This window comes from Achromobacter insuavis (genome assembly GCF_902859645.1).
GTDB classification, from domain to species: domain Bacteria; phylum Pseudomonadota; class Gammaproteobacteria; order Burkholderiales; family Burkholderiaceae_B; genus Achromobacter; species Achromobacter insuavis.
In genome coordinates, this window is the sequence record NZ_CADIJR010000030.1 from 22,565 (window position 1) to 40,921 (window position 18,357).

The 18,357-nt window shown below is 66.9% G+C and carries 27 protein-coding genes and 1 tRNA gene; 17 read left to right on the forward strand and 11 right to left on the reverse strand.

Annotated elements, in window-relative coordinates:
* The first annotated feature begins 54 nt into the window (after positions 1-54).
* From folE2 to H0523_RS16330, 8 genes are all read left to right on the forward strand, one after another.
* Positions 55-852 (forward strand): GTP cyclohydrolase FolE2, encoded by a 798-nt coding sequence (gene folE2, locus H0523_RS16295; RefSeq protein ID WP_006388366.1) that lies wholly within the window; start codon positions 55-57, stop codon positions 850-852.
* Between the two features lie 7 nt (positions 853-859).
* The gene (locus tag H0523_RS16300; protein WP_054433366.1) at positions 860-1,774 is read left to right on the forward strand and encodes a DUF817 domain-containing protein; all 915 of its coding nucleotides are present in this window, start codon (positions 860-862) and stop codon (positions 1,772-1,774) included.
* A 234-nt stretch (positions 1,775-2,008) separates the two neighbouring features.
* Positions 2,009-2,383 (forward strand): 30S ribosomal protein S6, encoded by a 375-nt coding sequence (rpsF, locus tag H0523_RS16305; RefSeq protein WP_006393715.1) that lies wholly within the window; start codon positions 2,009-2,011, stop codon positions 2,381-2,383.
* 52 nt (positions 2,384-2,435) lie between these two features.
* On the forward strand, positions 2,436-2,759 hold the full coding sequence (gene priB / locus H0523_RS16310) for a primosomal replication protein N (RefSeq protein WP_054433365.1): 324 nt from the start codon (positions 2,436-2,438) through the stop codon (positions 2,757-2,759).
* 106 nt (positions 2,760-2,865) lie between these two features.
* On the forward strand, positions 2,866-3,138 hold the full coding sequence (rpsR, locus tag H0523_RS16315) for a 30S ribosomal protein S18 (RefSeq protein ID WP_006218308.1): 273 nt from the start codon (positions 2,866-2,868) through the stop codon (positions 3,136-3,138).
* A 14-nt stretch (positions 3,139-3,152) separates the two neighbouring features.
* Positions 3,153-3,608 (forward strand): 50S ribosomal protein L9, encoded by a 456-nt coding sequence (gene rplI / locus H0523_RS16320; RefSeq protein ID WP_054433364.1) that lies wholly within the window; start codon positions 3,153-3,155, stop codon positions 3,606-3,608.
* 153 nt (positions 3,609-3,761) lie between these two features.
* On the forward strand, positions 3,762-4,601 hold the full coding sequence (locus tag H0523_RS16325; protein WP_054433363.1) for an RIO1 family regulatory kinase/ATPase domain-containing protein: 840 nt from the start codon (positions 3,762-3,764) through the stop codon (positions 4,599-4,601).
* Positions 4,598-5,980, forward strand: a complete 1,383-nt coding sequence (locus H0523_RS16330) for a replicative DNA helicase (protein WP_006393719.1) — start codon at positions 4,598-4,600, stop codon at positions 5,978-5,980. Before H0523_RS16325 ends, H0523_RS16330 begins: the two co-directional genes overlap by 4 nt.
* A gap of 67 nt (positions 5,981-6,047) precedes the next feature.
* On the opposite strand, the gene H0523_RS16335 is transcribed toward H0523_RS16330, so the two are convergent.
* The 5 genes from H0523_RS16335 to H0523_RS16355 all read right to left on the reverse strand — a co-directional run bounded on the left by H0523_RS16335 (position 6,048) and on the right by H0523_RS16355 (position 9,648).
* Positions 6,048-7,025 carry a bile acid:sodium symporter family protein gene (locus tag H0523_RS16335; RefSeq protein ID WP_054433362.1) on the reverse strand — a complete coding sequence of 326 codons (978 nt, stop codon included), beginning with the start codon at positions 7,023-7,025 and terminating at the stop codon, positions 6,048-6,050.
* Between the two features lie 133 nt (positions 7,026-7,158).
* Positions 7,159-8,139, reverse strand: coding sequence for a 4-hydroxythreonine-4-phosphate dehydrogenase PdxA (gene pdxA / locus H0523_RS16340; protein ID WP_082404687.1), 981 nt, complete (start codon positions 8,137-8,139; stop codon positions 7,159-7,161).
* Between the two features lie 14 nt (positions 8,140-8,153).
* Complete coding sequence (locus tag H0523_RS16345; RefSeq protein WP_054433361.1) at positions 8,154-8,462, reverse strand: hypothetical protein; 309 nt, start codon at positions 8,460-8,462, stop codon at positions 8,154-8,156.
* A gap of 70 nt (positions 8,463-8,532) precedes the next feature.
* Positions 8,533-8,991: an Lrp/AsnC family transcriptional regulator gene (locus tag H0523_RS16350; RefSeq protein WP_006393724.1), complete on the reverse strand. Its 459-nt coding sequence runs from the start codon at positions 8,989-8,991 to the stop codon at positions 8,533-8,535.
* Positions 8,992-9,036: 45 nt separating this feature from the next.
* Complete coding sequence (locus H0523_RS16355; RefSeq protein ID WP_054433360.1) at positions 9,037-9,648, reverse strand: hypothetical protein; 612 nt, start codon at positions 9,646-9,648, stop codon at positions 9,037-9,039.
* Positions 9,649-9,768: 120 nt separating this feature from the next.
* Here H0523_RS16355 and H0523_RS16360 point away from each other — a divergent pair, with 120 nt between their 5' ends.
* Both H0523_RS16360 and H0523_RS16365 read left to right on the forward strand, forming a co-directional pair.
* Positions 9,769-10,014 (forward strand): hypothetical protein, encoded by a 246-nt coding sequence (locus tag H0523_RS16360; RefSeq protein ID WP_006393727.1) that lies wholly within the window; start codon positions 9,769-9,771, stop codon positions 10,012-10,014.
* Positions 10,015-10,229: 215 nt separating this feature from the next.
* Positions 10,230-10,484 (forward strand): hypothetical protein, encoded by a 255-nt coding sequence (locus H0523_RS16365; protein WP_006393728.1) that lies wholly within the window; start codon positions 10,230-10,232, stop codon positions 10,482-10,484.
* 12 nt (positions 10,485-10,496) lie between these two features.
* Here H0523_RS16365 and H0523_RS16370 read toward each other — a convergent pair whose 3' ends face one another.
* Positions 10,497-11,063 (reverse strand): DedA family protein, encoded by a 567-nt coding sequence (locus H0523_RS16370; protein ID WP_054433359.1) that lies wholly within the window; start codon positions 11,061-11,063, stop codon positions 10,497-10,499.
* On the reverse strand, positions 11,060-12,499 hold the full coding sequence (locus H0523_RS16375) for an aminotransferase-like domain-containing protein (protein ID WP_054433358.1): 1,440 nt from the start codon (positions 12,497-12,499) through the stop codon (positions 11,060-11,062). The genes H0523_RS16370 and H0523_RS16375 overlap by 4 nt, the downstream gene beginning before the upstream one ends.
* A 109-nt stretch (positions 12,500-12,608) precedes the next feature.
* Here H0523_RS16375 and H0523_RS16380 point away from each other — a divergent pair, with 109 nt between their 5' ends.
* Together H0523_RS16380 and H0523_RS16385 are read left to right on the forward strand one after the other, a co-directional pair.
* Complete coding sequence (locus H0523_RS16380; protein WP_231689802.1) at positions 12,609-13,049, forward strand: hypothetical protein; 441 nt, start codon at positions 12,609-12,611, stop codon at positions 13,047-13,049.
* Positions 13,050-13,069: 20 nt separating this feature from the next.
* Positions 13,070-13,146 (forward strand) — tRNA-Met (locus tag H0523_RS16385).
* A 70-nt stretch (positions 13,147-13,216) separates the two neighbouring features.
* Here H0523_RS16385 and H0523_RS16390 read toward each other — a convergent pair.
* Positions 13,217-13,717, reverse strand: coding sequence for a hypothetical protein (locus tag H0523_RS16390; protein WP_156350391.1), 501 nt, complete (start codon positions 13,715-13,717; stop codon positions 13,217-13,219).
* A complete protein-coding gene (locus tag H0523_RS16395; protein WP_054433355.1) occupies positions 13,705-14,040 on the reverse strand; it encodes a hypothetical protein in 336 nt (111 codons plus the stop codon). The genes H0523_RS16390 and H0523_RS16395 overlap by 13 nt, the downstream gene beginning before the upstream one ends.
* 319 nt (positions 14,041-14,359) lie before the next feature.
* On the opposite strand from H0523_RS16395, the gene H0523_RS16400 reads away from it, so the two are divergent.
* Entirely contained in the window at positions 14,360-14,704 is a 345-nt protein-coding gene (locus tag H0523_RS16400; RefSeq protein ID WP_054433354.1) for a hypothetical protein, read from the forward strand.
* 219 nt (positions 14,705-14,923) lie between these two features.
* On the forward strand, positions 14,924-16,234 hold the full coding sequence (locus H0523_RS16405) for a TIGR03862 family flavoprotein (protein ID WP_082385645.1): 1,311 nt from the start codon (positions 14,924-14,926) through the stop codon (positions 16,232-16,234).
* On the opposite strand, the gene H0523_RS16410 is transcribed toward H0523_RS16405, so the two are convergent.
* Positions 16,216-16,617 carry a hypothetical protein gene (locus tag H0523_RS16410; RefSeq protein ID WP_054433353.1) on the reverse strand — a complete coding sequence of 134 codons (402 nt, stop codon included), beginning with the start codon at positions 16,615-16,617 and terminating at the stop codon, positions 16,216-16,218. The genes H0523_RS16405 and H0523_RS16410 overlap by 19 nt on opposite strands.
* 62 nt (positions 16,618-16,679) lie before the next feature.
* Positions 16,680-17,039 carry a hypothetical protein gene (locus H0523_RS16415; RefSeq protein WP_054433352.1) on the reverse strand — a complete coding sequence of 120 codons (360 nt, stop codon included), beginning with the start codon at positions 17,037-17,039 and terminating at the stop codon, positions 16,680-16,682.
* Positions 17,040-17,162: 123 nt separating this feature from the next.
* Between H0523_RS16415 and H0523_RS16420 the strand changes: the two genes are divergently transcribed.
* The 3 genes from H0523_RS16420 to H0523_RS16430 all read left to right on the forward strand — a co-directional run bounded on the left by H0523_RS16420 (position 17,163) and on the right by H0523_RS16430 (position 18,263).
* Positions 17,163-17,294 carry an entericidin A/B family lipoprotein gene (locus H0523_RS16420; RefSeq protein WP_006388387.1) on the forward strand — a complete coding sequence of 44 codons (132 nt, stop codon included), beginning with the start codon at positions 17,163-17,165 and terminating at the stop codon, positions 17,292-17,294.
* A gap of 129 nt (positions 17,295-17,423) precedes the next feature.
* Positions 17,424-17,849, forward strand: a complete 426-nt coding sequence (locus H0523_RS16425) for a BPTD_2524 family lipoprotein (protein WP_054433351.1) — start codon at positions 17,424-17,426, stop codon at positions 17,847-17,849.
* Complete coding sequence (locus tag H0523_RS16430) at positions 17,850-18,263, forward strand: hypothetical protein (RefSeq protein ID WP_054433350.1); 414 nt, start codon at positions 17,850-17,852, stop codon at positions 18,261-18,263.
* Positions 18,264-18,357: the final 94 nt, after the last annotated feature.

The following is an 18,357-nucleotide window of genomic DNA, read 5'->3' on the forward strand; positions in this document are numbered from 1 at the left end:
ATTCCTGGGTCTGCGTGTTCACGCCACGCTCGTCGCCCAGACAGGTAAGCCGAAATGAATTCTCCGATCGACCCCGCCATCGTGATGCCCGACGTCCAGAGCTCGACGGACACGCGGCACATCCCGATCCAGCGCGTGGGCATCCGTGGCGTGCGCCACCCCATGCTCATCGAGAACGCCGACGGTTCGCCCCAGGGCACCGTGGCCAACTGGACCCTGACGGTGGCGCTGCCCCCCGAAGAAAAGGGGACGCACATGTCCCGCTTCGTGGCGCTGCTGGAAAAGTACCGCAGCACCCCCATGACGCCGACGCTGTTCCGCGCCATGGCGGCCGACATGCTGCCGCTGCTGCATGCCGAGCGCGGCGACATCACCGCAGCCTTCCCGTACTTCATCAACAAGTCGGCGCCGATCTCCGGCGTGCAGAGCCTGCTGGACTACGAAGTGCAGTGGATCGCCCGCGCCCAGGGCGACCAGGTCGAGTTCGAACTGGTGGTGCAGGTGCCGGTGACCAGCCTGTGCCCGTGTTCCAAGGCCATCTCCGAATACGGCGCGCACAACCAGCGTTCGCACGTGACGGTCTCGGCCATCCTGGAATCCGACATCAGCATGGATGGCGTGATCCGCCTGATCGAAGACGAAGGCTCGTGTGAGCTCTGGGGCCTGCTCAAGCGCCCCGACGAGAAGTACGTCACCGAACGCGCCTACGACAACCCCAAGTTCGTCGAAGACCTGGTGCGCGACGTGGCCGCCCGCCTGAACGCGCATCCCGGCATCGCCCGCTACCGCGTCGAGGCCGAGAACTTCGAATCGATCCACAACCACTCGGCCTACGCCGTGGTGGAAGGCTGAGTCCTCCGTGCGGCATCCGGCGGCCAGCGACTGGCCGCTCATTGCGCGACTGGCGGGATGGGAAGCGCGGCTGGCCGATCACCTGGCCGGCCGCGGTCGCTTGGGCGTCGCCTTCTACGAGTTCTTCCGCTTCGGCGTGAAGCAGGCCTGGGCCTGCCTGTTCGGCGGCCTGATGTGCGCGCTGCTGCTGGCCACGCACTGGTGGTATCCGCAGGACGCCTGGCTGGCGCGCTACGACTTCCTGACGCTGGCCGCGCTGGCCATCCAGGCCGCGCTGTTGGCCCTGCGCATGGAAACCTGGGACGAGGCCAAGGTCATCCTGATGTTCCATGTGGTCGGCACCGGCATGGAGCTGTTCAAGACGGCGGCCGGCTCCTGGATCTATCCCGAGGCCAGCGTGCTGCGCATCGGCGGCGTACCGCTCTTCACCGGCTTCATGTACGCGGCGGTCGGCAGCTATCTGGCGCGGGTCTGGCGCCTGTTCGATTTCCGCTTCCGGGCCCATCCGCCGCTGGCCGCCACCGTGGCGCTGTCGGTGCTGATCTACGTGAATTTCTTCGCGCATCATTTTGTCCCCGATTTCCGCCTGGCGCTGTTCGGCCTGACGGCGCTGCTGTTCGCGCGCACCTGGGTCTACTTCCGCATCTGGCGCGACTACCGCCGCATGCCGCTGTTGCTGGGCTTCGTGCTGGTGGCGCTGTTCATCTGGTTCGCCGAGAACATCGGCACCTTCGCCAACGCCTGGCGCTATCCCAACCAGTCGCAGGGCTGGGAACTGGTCTCGATAAACAAGCTGGGCTCGTGGTTCCTGCTCATGATCATCAGCTACGTGATGGTCAGCGTGGTCAGCCGGCCGCAGGAGATCGGTGTGGCCGATGCGCCGCGTCCGGTGGGGCCGGATAGCGCGTCCCCGATTTCCTGAGCGCCGCCGGCTTGCGTCGAGCGGTCCGATCGGCGATAATCGAGAGCTTTCTTGCTCGACCGCCCATGTTTTTTGGGTAGCGGGCTGCCCCTTGCAAGCCATACGCCTTGAAGAAAAAGACCAGTGATAGAGAAAGCACTGGAAAGCCGGAACTGACCGCGAGCACGATGCGCGCGCGGGCTGATGACGGTGTCAGGCGGACGGCGGGCAAGACATCCTCAAGGAGTTTTACTCATGCGTCACTACGAAGTGGTGTTTATCGTTCACCCCGACCAAAGCGAGCAAGTGCCCGCCATGGTCGAGCGTTACCAAGCGCTGGTCACGGGCCAAGGCGGCTCGGTGCATCGCCTGGAAGACTGGGGTCGCCGTCAACTGGCCTACCCGATCCAGAAGCTCGTCAAGGCTCACTACGTCTGCCTGAACATCGAGTGCGGCCAAGCCACGCTGGATGAGCTGGAACACTCGTTCCGCTACAACGACGCCGTTCTGCGCCACCTGGTCATCAAGACCAAGAAGGCCCAGACCACGCCCTCGATCATGATGAAGTCGGTCGAGCGCGAAGAAGCCCGCAAGGCTTCGGCGGAAGCTGTCGCGGCTCAGGCCGAGTAAGCAGGGCTCACGCGAGAGCCCATCCCATGAAGTCCCCTCGGTGCCTGGCAGGATGAACAAGCTGGAACTCAGCGCCCGCGTTCTCGAATGCGAGCCTTTGCGCCACACTCCCGCCGGTCTGCCAGCCCTGGAAATGGTGCTGGCGCACGAATCTGAGGTCATCGAAGCCGGCCATCCGCGCCGTGTCGAACTGACGATCTCGGCCGTGGCACTGGGCGATCTGGCGTTGCTGTTGCAAGGAACGGCGCTGGGGTCCGAATTGCACGTGCAGGGGTTTCTGGCCCCGGTGCGCAAGGACTCCGTGAAGTTCAAGCTGCACCTGCAGCAGGCGCGCAAGATCCGCGGCAGCGCAGGACGCGATCCGCTGGTGGCTTGACGGGAATGGGTGACGGGCGCGAGAGCGCCTTCTGAATACGGATAGGTTACGGGGAGTCGGGCCCGATCAAGGTAGACCCGGTCCTCTCAAACATAAGGCACATATCATGGCTTTCTTCGGAAAACGCAAGGAAAAACGCAAATTCACGCAGCAGAACCCGCTCTTCAAGCGTCGTAAGTTCTGCCGCTTCACCGCCGCCGGCGTCGAAGAGATCGACTACAAGGATCTGGACACCCTGCGCGACTTCGTGCAAGAAAACGGCAAGATCATCCCGGCTCGTCTGACCGGCACCAAGGCAATCTACCAGCGCCAGCTGGACACCGCCATCAAGCGCGCGCGCTTCCTGGCCCTGTTGCCTTACACCGACAACCACAACTAATCCGGGGCACTGAAATGCAAGTTATTCTGCTCGAAAAAGTCGTCAACCTGGGTAACCTCGGCGAAGTCGTCCGCGTGCGTGATGGTTACGCCCGCAACTTCCTGATCCCCCAGAAGAAGGCCCGTCGCGCAACCGACGCCGCCCTGAAGGAATTCGAAGCCCGCCGCGCCGAACTGGAAAAGATCCAGGCCGAGAAGCTGGCCGCCGCCCAGGCTCTGGGTGAGCGCGTCAACGGCTACCAGCTGAAGATCGTCCAGAAGGCTGGTGTCGACGGCCGTCTGTTCGGCTCGGTCACCAACGCCGACGTCGCCGAAGGTCTGAAGAAGGCCGGTTTCGAAGGCATCGAGAAGTCGCAAGTGCGCATGCCCAACGGCCAGCTGAAGGCCGTCGGCGAGTTCCCGATCCAGGTCGCCCTGCACGCCGACGTCGTCGTCGACGTCACGGTGCTGGTCGAAGGCGAACTGTCCTAAACCGGACTCCGCGCCAGGAAAGAAAGCCGGCCCGCGTGCCGGCTTTTTTTCTTTTCCCGGCGCGCTTGCTTTTCCCCGCTTTGCCATGCGGTGTTTGCGTGTAGTCTTTCGGGCTGCATGCCCACCTTCCACGCTGTTGCCACCGAGGACCTCTTGACCCAGCCGCCCGTCCACCACAACGCCCCCCCCGGATTGCGCGCCTGGCTCGACAGCCTGGACGCCGAGCGCGAGCCGTCGGTGCGGGACGCCACCATCGATGGGGTGCGCTGCATCGTCAAGCGCCGCCGGCCTAGCCTGGCGAGCGGCGTCAGTTATGTGCTGCGCTATGCGCGCGCGCTGTTCCTCGGGGTGGGCTGCAAGCTGTTCCTGGGTGAATTCCCGCGTCCCGGCATCCTGCTGCGCAATGGCCTGGAGCATGAGGCCCGGCGCCTCAATCAACTGTTGCAGGCCGGCTGCCGCGTGCCCGAGGTCTGGTGGCAGGAGCAGGGCCTCCTGGTGCTGGAATTCGTCGGCGAGGACCTGGCCGACCTGATCCGCAACGAGGACACCACCTCGCGCCTGTGGCTGACGCGCGCGGCCGCGACCGACCTGGCCGCTTTCCATGCCCGCGGGCTGTGGCACGGCGGCGCGCAGATCCGCAACATCACGCTGCAGGACGGCGAACTGTGGCGCATCGATTTCGAAGAGAACATCGGTTCCACGCTGTCGCGTCCGCTGGCCCAGGCCTATGATCTGTTCCAGATGCTGGCCTCGCTGGTGTCGTTGCGTAAATTGCCCGACGACGTGGGCCGGACGCTGGGTAAACTGGCGCTGGACGTCTATTTCGAATGTAATCCCGACCCCGAGGTCAAGGCCCGCCTGCGCCGCCTGACCCGGGTGCTTTCCTTCATCGCCACGCCGCTGCGGCCCCTGCTGGGCCGCCTGCCGTCGCGCGATGTGCAGGGTTTCTTCCGCGTCGCGGATATCCTGCAGCCGTTATTATTGAAGCCATGAACACACCTGCCGACTCCCAGCTTGAATACCTGCGCGTTCCCCCGCATTCCATCGAGGCGGAGCAGTCGGTGCTGGGCGGCCTGCTGCTGGACAACGCAGCCTGGGACCGCATCGCCGACGTGCTGGTCGAAGAAGACTTCTACCGCCACGACCATCGGCTCATCTGGCACCATATCGCCCGGCTGATCGGGCTGGCGCGGCCGGCCGACGTCATCACCGTGCACGAATCGCTGGTCAGCGCCGGCAAGGCCGACGACGCCGGCGGCCTTGCCTACCTGAACGCGCTGGCGCACAACACGCCGTCGGCCGCCAACATCCGCCGCTATGGCGAAATCGTGCGCGAGCGCGCCATGCTGCGCAAGCTGGTGTCGATCGCCGACGAGATCTCCTCGGCCGCCATGAACCCGCAGGGCAAGGAAGCGCGCCAACTGCTGGACGAGGCCGAATCCAAGGTGTTCCAGATCGCCCAGGAAGGCGCGCGCGGCGCCGCCGGCTTCCAGGAAATCCAGCCGCTGCTGACGCAGGTGGTGGAACGCATCGACGAGCTCTATCACCGCGAAAGCACTTCTGATGTGACCGGCGTGCCCACCGGCTTCACCGACCTCGACAAGATGACCTCGGGCATGCAGGGCGGCGACCTGATCATCGTGGCCGGCCGCCCGTCGATGGGCAAGACCTCGTTCTCGATGAACATCGGCGAGCACGTCGCCATCGAAGAGGGCCTGCCGGTGGCGGTGTTCTCGATGGAAATGGGCGCGGTGCAGCTGGCCATGCGTATGCTGGGTTCGGTCGGCCTGCTCGACCAGCACCGCATGCGGACCGGCAAGCTGATCGCCGAAGACTGGCCGCGCGTGACCCATGCTGTGCAGTTGATGCAGGACGCGCAGGTCTACATCGACGAATCGCCCGCGCTCAGCCCGATGGAAGTGCGCGCCCGCGCGCGCCGCCTGGCGCGCCAGTGCGGCCAGCTCGGCCTGATCATCATCGACTACCTGCAGCTGATGTCGGGCAACGGCTCGGGCGAGAACCGCGCCACCGAAGTGTCGGAAATCAGCCGCTCGCTCAAGGGTCTGGCCAAGGAACTGAACTGCCCGCTGATCGCGCTGTCGCAGCTGAACCGAAGCCTGGAGCAGCGTCCCAACAAGCGTCCCGTGATGAGCGACCTGCGCGAATCGGGCGCCATCGAACAGGACGCCGACGTGATCCTGTTCATCTACCGCGACGAGGTCTACAACCCCGATTCGCCGGACAAGGGCACTGCCGAGATCATCATCGGCAAGCAGCGTAACGGCCCCATCGGCTCGGTGCGCCTGACCTTCCAGGGTTCGAGCACGCGCTTCCTGAATTTCTCCGGCGCGCAGCCGCGGGACCTGTACTGAGCGCCTGTCGCCCACTCAAAAAAAACCGCGCCCCAGGGCGCGGTTTTTTCATGGCGGCGTGGCGGATTCATTCGTCCGTTTCGGGCCGCTTGCCGTAGCGCGCGGCCAGCACGCCGCAGACCATCAGCTGGATCTGGTGGAACAGCATCAGCGGCAGCACGATGGCGCCCACCGCGTGGCCGGCGAACAGCACCTGGGCCATCGGAATGCCGCTGGCCAGGCTCTTCTTGGAGCCGCAGAACAGCAGCGTGATGCGGTCGGGCAGGTTGAAGCCGAACATCCTGCCGGCCAGCGCCGACAGGCCCAGCGCCAGCGCCAGGATGACGGCGCAGCACACCACCAGGCCCAGCAGCGCCGGGATCGGCGTGGAACTCCACAGGCCTTCGTTGATGGCTTCCGAGAACGCCGTGTAGACCACCAGCAGGATCGAGCCCTGGTCGACGAACTTCAGCATCGCCTTGCGCTTGTGCACCCAGGCGCCGATCCAGCGGCGGGCGAACTGGCCCAGCACGAACGGCAGCAGCAGCTGCAGCATGATCTTGCCGACAGCGTCGAACGAGATCGGCGCGCTGCCGGCGTTGGCGACCACGGTGCCCACCAGCAGCGGCGTCAGGAAAATGCCCAGCAGGCTCGAGGCCGAGGCGCTGCAGACCGCGGCCGGCACGTTGCCGCGCGCCATCGACGTGAAGGCGATGGCCGATTGCACGGTGGCGGGCAGGCAGCACAGGAACAGGATGCCGAGATACAGCTCGGGGGTGACCAGCGGTTCCAGCACCGGCTTGAGCGCCAGGCCCAGCAGCGGGAACATCAGGAAGGTGGCAGAGAAGATCGTGAGATGCAGCTTCCAGTGGGTGAGGCCGGCGATGATGGCCTCGCGCGACAGGCGCGCGCCGTGCAGGAAGAACAGCAGGCCGACCGCGATGTTGGTGATCCAGCCGAACACCACCACGCCCTGCCCGTGGGCGGGCACGATGCTGGCGATGATGACGGTGCAGATCAGGTAGAGGGTGAAGCGGTCGGGCAGGAGACGGACAAGGCGTGACATGGAGGGGGTAGGGGGATGACGGAAAGCGGCGGCGCGCCTGGCGCGCCGGAATCGGGGCGTATTGTAGACCCCGGGGGCTTGCGGGCCGCGGGCGGGCCGGGGCGGGTGTCCGCCTGTCGGGCCCCTTGGGGGCTCAGGGCGTCATGGCCAGCGCCAGATCGAACGCGGCGATCAGCGAGGCCTGGTCGGCCACGCCCTTGCCGGCGATGTCGAAGGCGGTGCCATGGTCGACGCTGGTGCGCACGAACGGCAGGCCGACGGTGACGTTGACACCATGGTCCACGCCCAGGTACTTCACCGGGATCAGGCCCTGGTCGTGGTACTGGGCCACCACGATGTCGAACTCGCCGCGGCGGGCCCGCATGAAGACCGTGTCGCCAGGCCACGGGCCGCTGGCGTCGATGCCTTCGTCGCGGGCGCGGCGGATGGCCGGCGCGATGACGTCGATGTCCTCGCGGCCGAACTTGCCGCCTTCGCCGGCGTGCGGGTTCAGGCCGGCCACCGCGACGCGCGGATGGGCGATGCCCATCTGGCGGCAGGCTCGGTCGGCCAGGCGCATGGCGGTCAGCTCGGCCTCGGGCGTGATGCGCGCCATGACGTCGGCGAGGGCCACGTGGATGGTCACCAGCAGCACGCGCAGCTCGTCGTTGGCGAGCATCATGGCGAAGTCGTCGGTGCCCGAACGTTCCGCCAGGATCTCGGTGTGGCCGGGATAGTCGATGCCGGCCGCGTGCATGGACTGCTTGTTCAGCGGCGCGGTGACGATGGCGCGGATGCGGCCGGCCTGGGCGTCGTCGATGGCGGCGCAGACGTAATCGTAGGCGGCGCGTCCGGCCGCGGCGTTGATCTGGCCGAAGGGCAGGTCGGGCGGCAGCGCGGGGCCACAGGCGATGACCTCGATGCGGCTGGCGTCGCCGCTGGCCAGGCCGGCGTGCGCGATCTCCGTGATCGCCAGGCGCGCGCCCAGCGCGCTCGCGGCGCGGCGCAGGGCGCCGGCATCGCCGTAGACCACACAGGGCGCATTCAGGCCCTGGGCGCAGGCCTTGACGATGATTTCGGGGCCGATGCCGGCGGCATCCCCCATGGTGATGCCCACGGGCGGGGGAGTATTCACGATGTGTTTCCGGATTACTGCTTGGCGTTCTTCGGCGGTTCGATCTCGCCGCATTCGAACGTGACCGTGGCGCGCTTGGAACCCAGGCCCGTGGCGTGATTGGACGTCACCGACGGCTTCTGCAGCTTGCGGCCGATGGACTGGCAATACTGGTCGGCGCGCTGCAGGGCCTGGTTCTTGATTTCGACCCAGGTCAGCAGCTGCGTGCCGGAGCTGTAGGTGACGCTGTAGCCATTCTTGCCGGTGGGCGTCACTTCGCTCATGCTGGAGCAGGCGGTCAGCAGGGCGAGCATGGCGGAGACGAAGGCAAGGCGTGCGAGCATGGGAGATCCGTAAAAGGCAATTGGCCAGATTACAACATTATGCCGCCCCCGCCGCGCGCCGGGGAGGGGCTCAGGGCGCGCCCACCGCGCTGCGGCGGTCGACCTTGCGGCTGAGCACGATGGAGGTCTGCGTCTGTTTCACGCCTTCGATCAGGCCGATGCGGTCGAGCAGCTCGTCGAGCTGTTCATGGGTTTCGCAGCGCAGGAAGATCAGGTAGTCATACGGGCCGCTGACCGAGGACACTTCTTCGACCTCGGGCATTTTCTCGAGCTCGCGGATGACCGCCGCCGGCGTCTTGGGCAGGACGCTGATGAAGCAGTAGGCGCGCACCGCGGCCTCTTCGAGCAGGCGGCCGAGCCGCACGCCGTAGCCCGCCACGATGCTCTCGCGCTCGAGCCGGGCGATGCGCGCCACCACGGTGGTGCGCGCCAGCCCCAGCTTGCGCGCCAGGATGGCGGCGGGTTCGCGGGCGTTGGCCTGCAGCAGGCTGAGCAGTTGCCGGTCGATGGCGTCTAGGCGTTCGTTCATGCGCCCGACCATACAGGGGCGGCGCGGCGCAAGTCAATGCGCGGCTCAGCCGTCGGATTCGGGCGGAATGCCGCCTTGATAGACGCGGCCGTCGAAGGCAAAGCGGGTGATGCTCCGGGAAGGCGCGTCGAAGACCCGGTCGCGGCGCGCGGCGTCCGCCTCGCGCGCCGATGCCAGCGTGAAGCGGCAGAGGTCGGCGGCGCTGTCGTAGCGGGCCTCGCGCACCAGGTCGCTGACGCCGAACTCCTGCACATGATGGGCGAACTCGCGCAGCTGCTCCATTTCGTGGAAGGCGCCGCGGTCGCTGACCAGCCGCATGCCGAACTTGTGCTCTTCCAGGGCGGCGGGCGGGGCGGCCGGCGCTGGCGTGAGGGTGGACGCATCGGAGGCGCCGTAGTCGAAGCGCGCGCCGGCCTCGCGCATGGCCGCCAGCACGCCTTGCCAGGCCGTCTCGTCCAGCGTCAGGCGGGCGGCCATGCCCAGCAGTCGCTGCTGCCCCAGCGCGCGCGGCTGCGGGCCGCCGACATAGCTGGACCAGGGCACGGCGGCGTCCAGGCCGGCCAACTCGGCCATCTGCGCATCGCTGTATCCCAGCCGTTCCTGCAGCCGCCGCAGCGAAGCCGCGTCGGGGGGCACATAGTCGTGGATCGTCTTCATGGACACGCTCCGTTTACGCCGCGCTACGCTTGATGCTAGCGCGCACGGCGGCGCTTGCCCAGCGGGCCGGCCGGCCCATGCTAGGATTTGCGCCGATATTCATTGCCAGGAGGCTTTTCCATGGACATCCAGGAACAAATCGCGGTCATCGTGCATACCATTTCGCACCAGGGCGGCCGCATCGACGCGCTCAACTCGGCGCTGCTGACGATGCTGCACCTGGCCAAGGGCTCGCCCGGCCTGCGCGAGGCGATCGAGGCGCAGCTGGAGCAGAACTATTCCAGCCTGCTGGCCCGTTCGGAAAACCCGCAATACGTGGCGGGCTTCGAAAGCGTGCGCGACCAGATCATCGCCGCGCTGAAGTAGCCGCCGGCCGCCCGCGGCCTGTCGAAGTTACCCACAACTTCTGTGGACAAGCCTTGGGATAGCGCGGGCATAGAAAGCCTTTTTCCTTTAATTACAACGGCTTGCAAAGTGCGATCAAAGGCGGCGCCAAAACCGCCTGTGTTCGCCGCGCGACAGGGGCCGGCAGAGGTCCCGCAAGCCGGGTAATATGCCGCCCCATGCGGAATCAGTATCCATTGGAATACCGGAATCGTGGCCTCGCGGCCCGGGTTTCGGAAGCGGCAAAGCTGGCGGCGTTCGACCCCGGCAAACTCTCCCCCGAGGCGCGTCAGAGCTGGGAGCGCCTGGGCCATGGCTTCAAGGCCTGGCACGACTTCGACCAGCGTCATCCCATCCTGCGGCGGCTGGCCCTGCTGCCGTTCATCGGTCCGCTGTATCGCAAGGCGCGCCGCCGGCACGTGTTGCGCGCCAGCGGCAAGCTGGTCTTCTGAGCGGCGCGCCGGTCACCGGCGCCGCCGCCGCGCAAACAGCCAGTAGGCCAGCCAGGTCGCCACGCCGATCACGGCGGCCACCGCCAGCTTGGTTTCCACGCCATGCAGACGACCGAGCAGGGACTCGATCGTCTGCCCGAACACATATCCCACCAGGCTGAAGCACACCGCCCAGATCGCGGCCGCGATGGCGTTGAGCACCAGAAAGCGCAGCGAGGACACCTGCGAGACCCCCAGCGCCACCGGACCGACCGTGCGCAGTCCATACAGAAAGCGCAACGCCAGGATGAAGCCGTGCGGATAGCGGTCGACCGCCGCCAGCGCTTTGCTGAACGCGGGCTGGGCGCGGACCCGCCGCACGTAGCGATGCTCGCGGTAGCGGCGGCCCAGATAGAACAAGGCCTGGTCGGCGATGAACGAGCCGGCGAACGCGCACAGCATCACGTAGGGCAGGTGCAGCAGGCGCTGATGCGACAGGAAGCCCGCCAGCACCACCACGCTTTCGCCCTCGAGCAGGGTGCCACCCAGCACCGCCCACAGGCCGTAGTCGACGATGAATTGATGCAGGTGTGGATTCATGCCTGGCGCTCGCCGACGATGCGTGCCAGCGTCACCAGCGCCCGCGCGATCTCGGGCGTGTGGCGTTGCCCGCAACTGATGCGCAGGAAGTGGTTGTAGCGCGCGCCGTTGGAGAACATGGCGCCGGGCGCCACGCGGATGCCCTGCTGCAGCGCGGCCTCGAAGACATCCAGTCCCGAGCGGCCGTCCGGCATCTCCAGCCACAGCAGCATGCCGCCGGTCGGCATGCTGAGGCGGGTGCCGCGCGGGAAGTGCGCCGCGATGACTTCGGCGGTCTGCTCGCGCTGCGTCTTCAATTGCCGGCGCAGCCGCGCCAGGTGCCGGTCGTAGGCGCGCGATCCGAGGTATTCGGCCACGGCGATCTGCGCCAGCGGTTCGTTGGGCCGGCTCTGCGCGAATTTCAGCATGGCGATGCGCGCCTTCCAGCGGCCGCCCAGCAGCCAGCCCAGCCGCATGCCCGGCGCCAGCGTCTTGTGCAGCGACGAGCAGTAGATGACGTTGCCGGTCGGGTCCCAGGACTTGGCCGCGGCCAGCGGCGTGTCGTCGTCGTTCAGCGCGCCATAGGTGTCATCCTCGATCAGCGGCACCTGCTGGCGTTCGCACAGGGCCACTAGGCGCGCCTTCTCGGCGTCGGGCATGACGCAGCCCAGCGGGTTCTGGAAGTTCGGCACCACCACCACCGCGCGGATGTTGCCGTGGGTCTGGAACGCCAGGTCCAGCGCCTCGATCGACAGGCCGTGCTGCGGACTGGTGGGAATCTCCAGCGCGCGCATGCCCAGGCTTTCGAGGATCTGCAGCAGGCCGAAGTAGGTCGGCGACTCCACCGCGATGGTGTCGCCCGGGCGGGCCACGGCGCGCAGCGCCAGGTTCAGCGCCTCGATGCAGCCATGCGTGACGATGACGTCATCGGGCGTGGCGTTGATGCCGTTGGCCAGCGCGCGCCGCGCCAGCACCGTGCGCAGTTCGGGATGGCCCTGCGGCGGCACCGGGCTGACCAGCACCTGGGGCGACTGCCGCAGCGCGCGGATCATGGCCTGCTTCAGGTCTTCCATCGGATAGGCTTCCGGCACCGCCGCGGCCAGCGCGAAGTTGGCGCTGACGGGATGGGCCTCGCACTTGGCGATGAAGTCCGACACGCGGTCATGGATGCCGACGTACTGGGCCGTGCCCAGCGCCTGGCGGATGTCCGGCTCGTTGACGGGGGGAATGCTGTTGCGGCGCGGCTTGAGGACGAAGTAGCCGGACCGGGGACGGGCCTCGATCAGGCCGTCGTCCTCGAGCAGGCGGCAGGCCTGCAGCGCGGTCGAGAGGCTGACGTGGTGGGTGCGCACCAGGGTGCGCACGGACGGCATGCGCTGGTCGGGGGCCAGGACCCCGGTCTGGATGGCGCGCCGGTAGTGGTTCGCCAGGCGTAGGTATAGCGGTTGCGGGTCCATGCGCCGATCATGCTCCCCGAGGTTGGGTTGAGGGTAGGCACAGATTCACGCAAAGTACACCATAACAGAGCGGAAATCGAGAACCTGCATCGGTACAGAAAGTCAGATTGTGTGGCTGTTGCGCAAAACAGGGCGGGCGCAGACTGTGGGCGTCAGATTGGAGATGACCATGGCCCTTTTTCCCGCCCCCGAACCGCGTTCGCAACGTATTGATCTGCTGGCCGGCGCCAGCCGCCAGGTGCGCCTGCGCGGCGGGGCGCTCATCGTCTGCACCAGCGGCAGCCTGATGGTGGCCGAGCCGCCGTACCGCTCGGATATGCCGCCAGGCCGGTATTTGCCGCCGCCGATGCGCCTGAACGCGGGTGAAAGCCATTGCCTGCCGGAAGGCGGTCCGTTGACGCTGACGGCGGTCGGCCAGGCGCAGGCGATCTGCCTGGATCCGCCCGGGCTGCTGGCGCGCGTCGCGGCCATCGCAACGGGTTTTTTTGGCTCGGAAAGCAAAAATAATCGGCCCAATTCGCTGGGTGCGCTGCACAAGATTTCAAAATGATGTATGATTCACACATCAGACGCGGGGTGGAGCAGTCTGGCAGCTCGTCGGGCTCATAACCCGAAGGTCGTAGGTTCAAATCCTGCCCCCGCAACCAGCATTCGAAGCCTTGATTTCATGACGAAATCAAGGCTTTTTTGCTTTCTGGCGCGCGCCGTCGGTGCGAATCAGAACCTGGCTTTTGCCGGCGGCGTGTAGGCAGGCCCTGGAGATGGACTTGCATCGTCAAGCGAAACCGGTTCGATATTGTGCAGGTCGAGCTGCTCGAAGACCGATTTGCCGGATTTGAGATTCAGTCTGGCAGGAAACAGCTTGTCCAGTTCGTCGTTGCGCCAGATCACCTCTCCAGGCCTCACGTGCAGGCTGGCCAATACGCCCGACGCGAAGTTCAGGACGCCCCAGCCACGGTCATTCGCTTCACTTTCCGCATCCACCATCAGCGTGTACACGTGCTTGGGCTCCGACGCGTGGCGCATCAACATGATGGGTATCTTCTCGACCTCGGCATACGCAAAGGTCACGGTGTCGAGATCATCCTGTGCCGTCTCGAAATCGAGTCCGGTGCGACGCAACGCTTCGCCGGACAAGCTGAGCATGACGGCGGGATACCAGATGGGGACGGTTCGCCGGCGAGCGGGAGGTACGTGTTCAATGGTCAAAAGACGCATGATGCTGCCCCGAGGTTGGCGGGTTGTGTGTAGGCAACCTTCCTCATGCTAACCGGAATCATGACAAATCCGGACTTCGCGGCTGCCTGGGCCTGTCCCTGGTACCAGTAGGCAACGGCCAGGGTGCTGGTGCCCGGCGTGGGCGGGATGTCGGTTTCGAATTCGATCCCATCGTCGCCGGCAGGCAGGGGGCCGAGGTATGCCTTGACGGAAGCAATTCCGGTGAGGAAGGCTCCTGTCCCCCAGACTTCCTTGCTGTGAGTCTGGTGGAAGGCGACGTCGAGTCGTTGTGTCGAACTGGCCAGACGATGGTAGAGAGGCATGGGCGGCGCTTGTGGGGAGTGGAGATCGCATGCAGCGGAGGTCGTCGCCACTACGATAGCTGCTGTGTGACTTCACAGGATCGACCTGCGGCGCAGAATCAGCACGGTTCCGTGGATGGCCGGCGTACGGCTCTCGGCGCCGCCACCGGCGCTTCCAGGAGGACCGCGACGACCGTCGCGGTTTTTTTCATCTCTCGCTTGCCCTGCATCAAGCCGGCGTTCCAGCCCGGAGTTTCCCGGGGGCGCGGGCCCGCACAGGTGGCGGACGCTGCGCTACCATGGCTCAAGCGCGCGAGTCCGCCGCACACGAGGAGGGTCCATGGGCACGGCAAAATACGATCATCCCGGCTACGTCGCCGATACCGGCAGCGAAGGCAAGTACCACGTGGGCATCTGGTGCCCGCACGGCTATCCGGCCCACATTCACATCGGGCGGCCCGCCGAACGCGGCGATCCCCAGGCGCTGCTGCGGCTGCGCATTCCCGATGGCGTGTTCCAGTCGCTGCCGGACGATCCCGAAACCCTGTGCCGCCGCGCAATGGGGCAGGCGCTGGGATCGGGCCTGCTGCGCTCGGTCGCGGTCGACGGCGAATACCAGGAATTGCGTTTCCAGCTCGATGCCGAACCCTGGTCCGGGCCGATGCAGGCCGCCGGCAACGCCTAGCGCAGTTACCCACAGCGACTGTGGACAAGCCTTGGGATAGGCGTTGCGCATGTCGCAATATCGCCGCAATATCAATGGCTTGGCCGCTGCGATGAAAAAATGCCCCATCCGGGGCTTTTTTTTGTCCGGCGGGTGCGATGGCCGGGCGCGGCGCCGCCGCGTGCGACAATCGCACCCCCGGCGGCCCGTCCCGCCCTGGCTTTCCTGAATTCCGCCGCCATGCATTCCAACCCGCATCCGCCCTCGGGCGCCATGAGTCCGTCCGCCAAGCGCGTGGCCGTTATCGGCGGCGGGCCGGCCGGCCTGATGGCGGCCGAAGGGCTGGCCGCGCGTGGCGTGCAGGTCGACGTGTACGACGCGATGCCGTCGGTCGGCCGCAAGTTCCTCATGGCCGGGCGCGGCGGTTTGAACCTGACCCACAGCGAGGCCGCGGCGCCGTTCCTGGCGCGCTATGGCGAACGCGCCGGCCAGATCGCGCCCTGGCTGCGCGCGCTGGACGCCGATGGCTTGCGCGCATGGGCGGGGCAGCTCGGCATCGAGACTTTCGTCGGTTCGTCGGGCCGGGTCTTTCCCGCCGAAATGAAGGCGGCGCCCTTGTTGCGCGCCTGGCTGGCCCGCCTGCGCGCCAGCGGCGTGCGCTTTCACATGCGTCATCGCTGGCTCGGCTGGCCGTCGGATGGCGCGCCCGGCGCGGCCGAGCTGCGCTTCGACACGCCCGATGGCGTGCGCACCTGCGCGGCCGACGCGGTGGTGCTGGCCCTGGGCGGCGGCAGCTGGGCCAAGCTGGGGTCGGATGGCGCCTGGCTGCCCGGACTGGCGGCGCACGGCATCGCCACGGCGCCGCTGCGCGCGGCCAACTGCGGCTTCGACGTGGCATGGTCCGAACACTTCCGGCAGCGCCATGCCGGCCAACCGGTCAAGTCGGTCACGCTGCGCTGCGTCGGTGAATCGGGACCGGGGCCGGCCCGCCAGGGTGAGTTCGTCGTCACGGAAAACGGCATCGAGGGCAGCCTGGTCTACGCGTTGTCGGCGCCGCTGCGCGACCGCATCGAGACGGCCGGGCAGGCGGTGGCCCTGCTCGACCTGGCGCCGGGCTGGACCCAGGAGAGGGTGCTGGAAGCCGTCACGCATCCGCGTGGCGCGCGCTCGATGTCCAGCCACCTGCAGAGCCGGCTGGGGCTGACCGGCGTCAAGGCCGGCCTGCTGCGCGAGTGCGCCGGCGCCGATGACTTCCGTGATGCGGCGCGCCTGGGGCGCTTGATCAAGGCCCTGCCGCTGACGCTGGTGCGTACCCGTCCGATGGACGAGGCCATCAGCACCGCGGGCGGCGTGGCGTTCGACGCGCTGGAGCCCGGCCTGATGCTGCGCCAGGCGCCGGGCGTGTTCTGCGCGGGGGAAATGCTGGATTGGGAAGCGCCGACCGGCGGCTATCTGCTGACCGCGTGCATGGCCAGCGGGGTGGTGGCCGCCAGCGGCGTGGCGGCGTTTCTGGGGATGGCCGGCGCGCCGGCTCAGGAACTGCCGGGATAGGGCGAAGCGCCCTGGGCCGGGCGCGGCGCCAGGTCGTTGACGACATGGCCGACCACGGTCGGGCCATCGGGTTGCGTGGCGATGCCGATGACGCGGGTGATGGCGCTGGCCGGCATGCTGGTGCCCTGGCCCGGATCCTGCACCAGCTGCCAGATCTTGGCGTCGCCCGAGAAGGCTTCGCTTTCGGCGCTGTCGTCGGCATCGAGGCAGTCGCGGGTGAACATCGACCAGTCGGAGGCGCTGCAAGGCAAGCCGTGCGCGGTGGCCAGGCGGGCCAACGCCAGAGGCGCATCCGCCTGGCTCGCGGCGTGCTGGGCGGCCGCGCCCAGCGAGACATCCAGCGACAGCAGGCGGAGAAACTCCACGACATTGTCTGTATTCATGCTTCGGTCTCCCTCTCTTTGGAGCGGTTCTGGCCGGCGGCTGGCGCGCGCCGGAGGTGGGGTCAGCCGGGTCCTTGTCCCAGCATCGCGACCAGGGACTGCTTCAGGCGCGCGGAAAAAATGGGTACGGTGTGGGAAACGCCGCTGCGGTCGACGCCTTCCTTGAGCTGGACCGATTGGCCCAGGAAGATCTCGGGGGCGGCGGCGATCTCGTTGTATCGGGCCAGCAACTGGTCGACCTGTTCCTGGGCGTCGGCCAGGGTGGCGCTGGCGGCCAGCCTGCCGGCGGTGTAGTTCTGCAGGATGCGGTGCAGATCGTCGATGAAGAGCGCCAGCGCCGCCTGTCCGCGGCATTGTGGCTGTTCCCAGCCCCATGCCTGGGGCGTGCCGCCCGCGTTTTCCGATACGTGTTTCTTGTTCATAGCGCATCCTAATCCATTGCCGCCAAATACGCGACAGGCGTACGGGGGAGGGGCGCACCCTGCGCAAACGGTGGCCTTTGCGGTATGCTGGCTTCGGTTTTCACGCCTCGACAGGAGATGCCCATGAAGAACAAAGTGATTCTCGTCATGCTGCTTTCGATTGCCGCCATGTCGGCGGGGTGCAATACCGTTGCCGGCGCGGGCAAGGATATCCAGCGCGGCGGCGAGAAGATCGAGGGCGCCGCGACCAAATAGGGCGCCGGGCGTTCCGCGCGCCTGCGGGCGCGGCCAGGGCCACGCAGAAATGTCGCGACATTTCGGGCGTGGCCTTTTTGCGGCCGCTGGCATAATCGCGGGAATCCGAATCCGATGGCAGGAAGAATCATGCGCAAGACTGTATGGGTGGGTGTCACGTTGATGGCGTTGCTGGGCGGTTGCGCCAGCACGGGCGTTTACGAGGCCGATACCGTGTTGAAGGAAACCTTCAGCGTGGATACCAATTACCAGGCGGCCTTCCGCCGCGCCGGCGAATACGTGCGCACCTGCCATGTGAACGTGCAGCATCCGTACAACGTGTCGTATGCCTGGAAGCACGTCCTTGGCGAGAAGGGCGCGCCGGACGAGGTCCAGGTCTACAAGGTCGGCGAAACCGCCAAGATCCTCGAACTGATCTCCGCCGAGGCCGACGGTCCGGCCAAGGCCAAGGTCACCGTGACCGTGTTGGGCCAGGGCCGCTGGAACGCGGCCGAGATCGCCGCCGCCCGCGCCTCGATCCAGACCGCCACGCCGGCCTGCCGCAAGGAAGACTAAATGGACCCGCGCGCCCAGCAGCTTCGCGCCGCCGGCCTGCCGTTCGCGCTGCTGGCCGGCGCGTTCCGCTTCCTGGGCTGGCTGAACGGCGGCGCCGCGCTGGGACTGGCGGCGTTTTCGCTGGGCATCGTCGGCGGCGACATCGCCGCGCCCGATCTGCAACTGCCCCTGCTGCTGCTGTTGGCCGGCCTGCTGCTGGCCTGCCTCGGGGTCTTGTTCGCCTACCTGGCGCAGGTCAGCCTGTTGCGCCAGGGCTACACCGGCCGCTTGACCCGCGCGCACCTGCCGGCGCAGGTGCTTGCCATGCTCTGCTATGTCGTCAGCGCCCTGGCGTTCTGCGCCGGCTGCTGGCTGGCGGCCGGGCAGGGCACGACGGATGCCGCGCCACAGATGACGACCTACGCTCGACGCTGAGTTTCGAGGGTAAACCCGTGTGCGCAAAAGTGTTGGACATGCACTTGCGTTGGGAATAATATGCGCAGTGCGTATACAAACCCTTTCTTCGGGA

Bases quoted from the DNA above. Each gene is read 5' to 3' on its own strand.
- folE2 (WP_006388366.1), top strand. From the start codon at position 55: ATGAATTCTCCGATCGACCCCGCCATCGTGATGCCCGACGTCCAGAGC.
- rpsF (WP_006393715.1), top strand. From the start codon at position 2,009: ATGCGTCACTACGAAGTGGTGTTTATCGTTCACCCCGACCAAAGCGAG.
- priB (WP_054433365.1), top strand. From the start codon at position 2,436: ATGAACAAGCTGGAACTCAGCGCCCGCGTTCTCGAATGCGAGCCTTTG.
- rpsR (WP_006218308.1), top strand. From the start codon at position 2,866: ATGGCTTTCTTCGGAAAACGCAAGGAAAAACGCAAATTCACGCAGCAG.
- rplI (WP_054433364.1), top strand. From the start codon at position 3,153: ATGCAAGTTATTCTGCTCGAAAAAGTCGTCAACCTGGGTAACCTCGGC.
- H0523_RS16330 (WP_006393719.1), top strand. From the start codon at position 4,598: ATGAACACACCTGCCGACTCCCAGCTTGAATACCTGCGCGTTCCCCCG.
- H0523_RS16335 (WP_054433362.1), bottom strand. From the start codon at position 7,025: ATGTCACGCCTTGTCCGTCTCCTGCCCGACCGCTTCACCCTCTACCTG.
- H0523_RS16345 (WP_054433361.1), bottom strand. From the start codon at position 8,462: ATGCTCGCACGCCTTGCCTTCGTCTCCGCCATGCTCGCCCTGCTGACC.
- H0523_RS16350 (WP_006393724.1), bottom strand. From the start codon at position 8,991: ATGAACGAACGCCTAGACGCCATCGACCGGCAACTGCTCAGCCTGCTG.
- H0523_RS16355 (WP_054433360.1), bottom strand. From the start codon at position 9,648: ATGAAGACGATCCACGACTATGTGCCCCCCGACGCGGCTTCGCTGCGG.
- H0523_RS16360 (WP_006393727.1), top strand. From the start codon at position 9,769: ATGGACATCCAGGAACAAATCGCGGTCATCGTGCATACCATTTCGCAC.
- H0523_RS16370 (WP_054433359.1), bottom strand. From the start codon at position 11,063: ATGAATCCACACCTGCATCAATTCATCGTCGACTACGGCCTGTGGGCG.
- H0523_RS16375 (WP_054433358.1), bottom strand. From the start codon at position 12,499: ATGGACCCGCAACCGCTATACCTACGCCTGGCGAACCACTACCGGCGC.
- H0523_RS16390 (WP_156350391.1), bottom strand. From the start codon at position 13,717: ATGCGTCTTTTGACCATTGAACACGTACCTCCCGCTCGCCGGCGAACC.
- H0523_RS16395 (WP_054433355.1), bottom strand. From the start codon at position 14,040: ATGCCTCTCTACCATCGTCTGGCCAGTTCGACACAACGACTCGACGTC.
- H0523_RS16400 (WP_054433354.1), top strand. From the start codon at position 14,360: ATGGGCACGGCAAAATACGATCATCCCGGCTACGTCGCCGATACCGGC.
- H0523_RS16405 (WP_082385645.1), top strand. From the start codon at position 14,924: ATGCATTCCAACCCGCATCCGCCCTCGGGCGCCATGAGTCCGTCCGCC.
- H0523_RS16410 (WP_054433353.1), bottom strand. From the start codon at position 16,617: ATGAATACAGACAATGTCGTGGAGTTTCTCCGCCTGCTGTCGCTGGAT.
- H0523_RS16415 (WP_054433352.1), bottom strand. From the start codon at position 17,039: ATGAACAAGAAACACGTATCGGAAAACGCGGGCGGCACGCCCCAGGCA.
- H0523_RS16420 (WP_006388387.1), top strand. From the start codon at position 17,163: ATGAAGAACAAAGTGATTCTCGTCATGCTGCTTTCGATTGCCGCCATG.
- H0523_RS16425 (WP_054433351.1), top strand. From the start codon at position 17,424: ATGCGCAAGACTGTATGGGTGGGTGTCACGTTGATGGCGTTGCTGGGC.
- H0523_RS16430 (WP_054433350.1), top strand. From the start codon at position 17,850: ATGGACCCGCGCGCCCAGCAGCTTCGCGCCGCCGGCCTGCCGTTCGCG.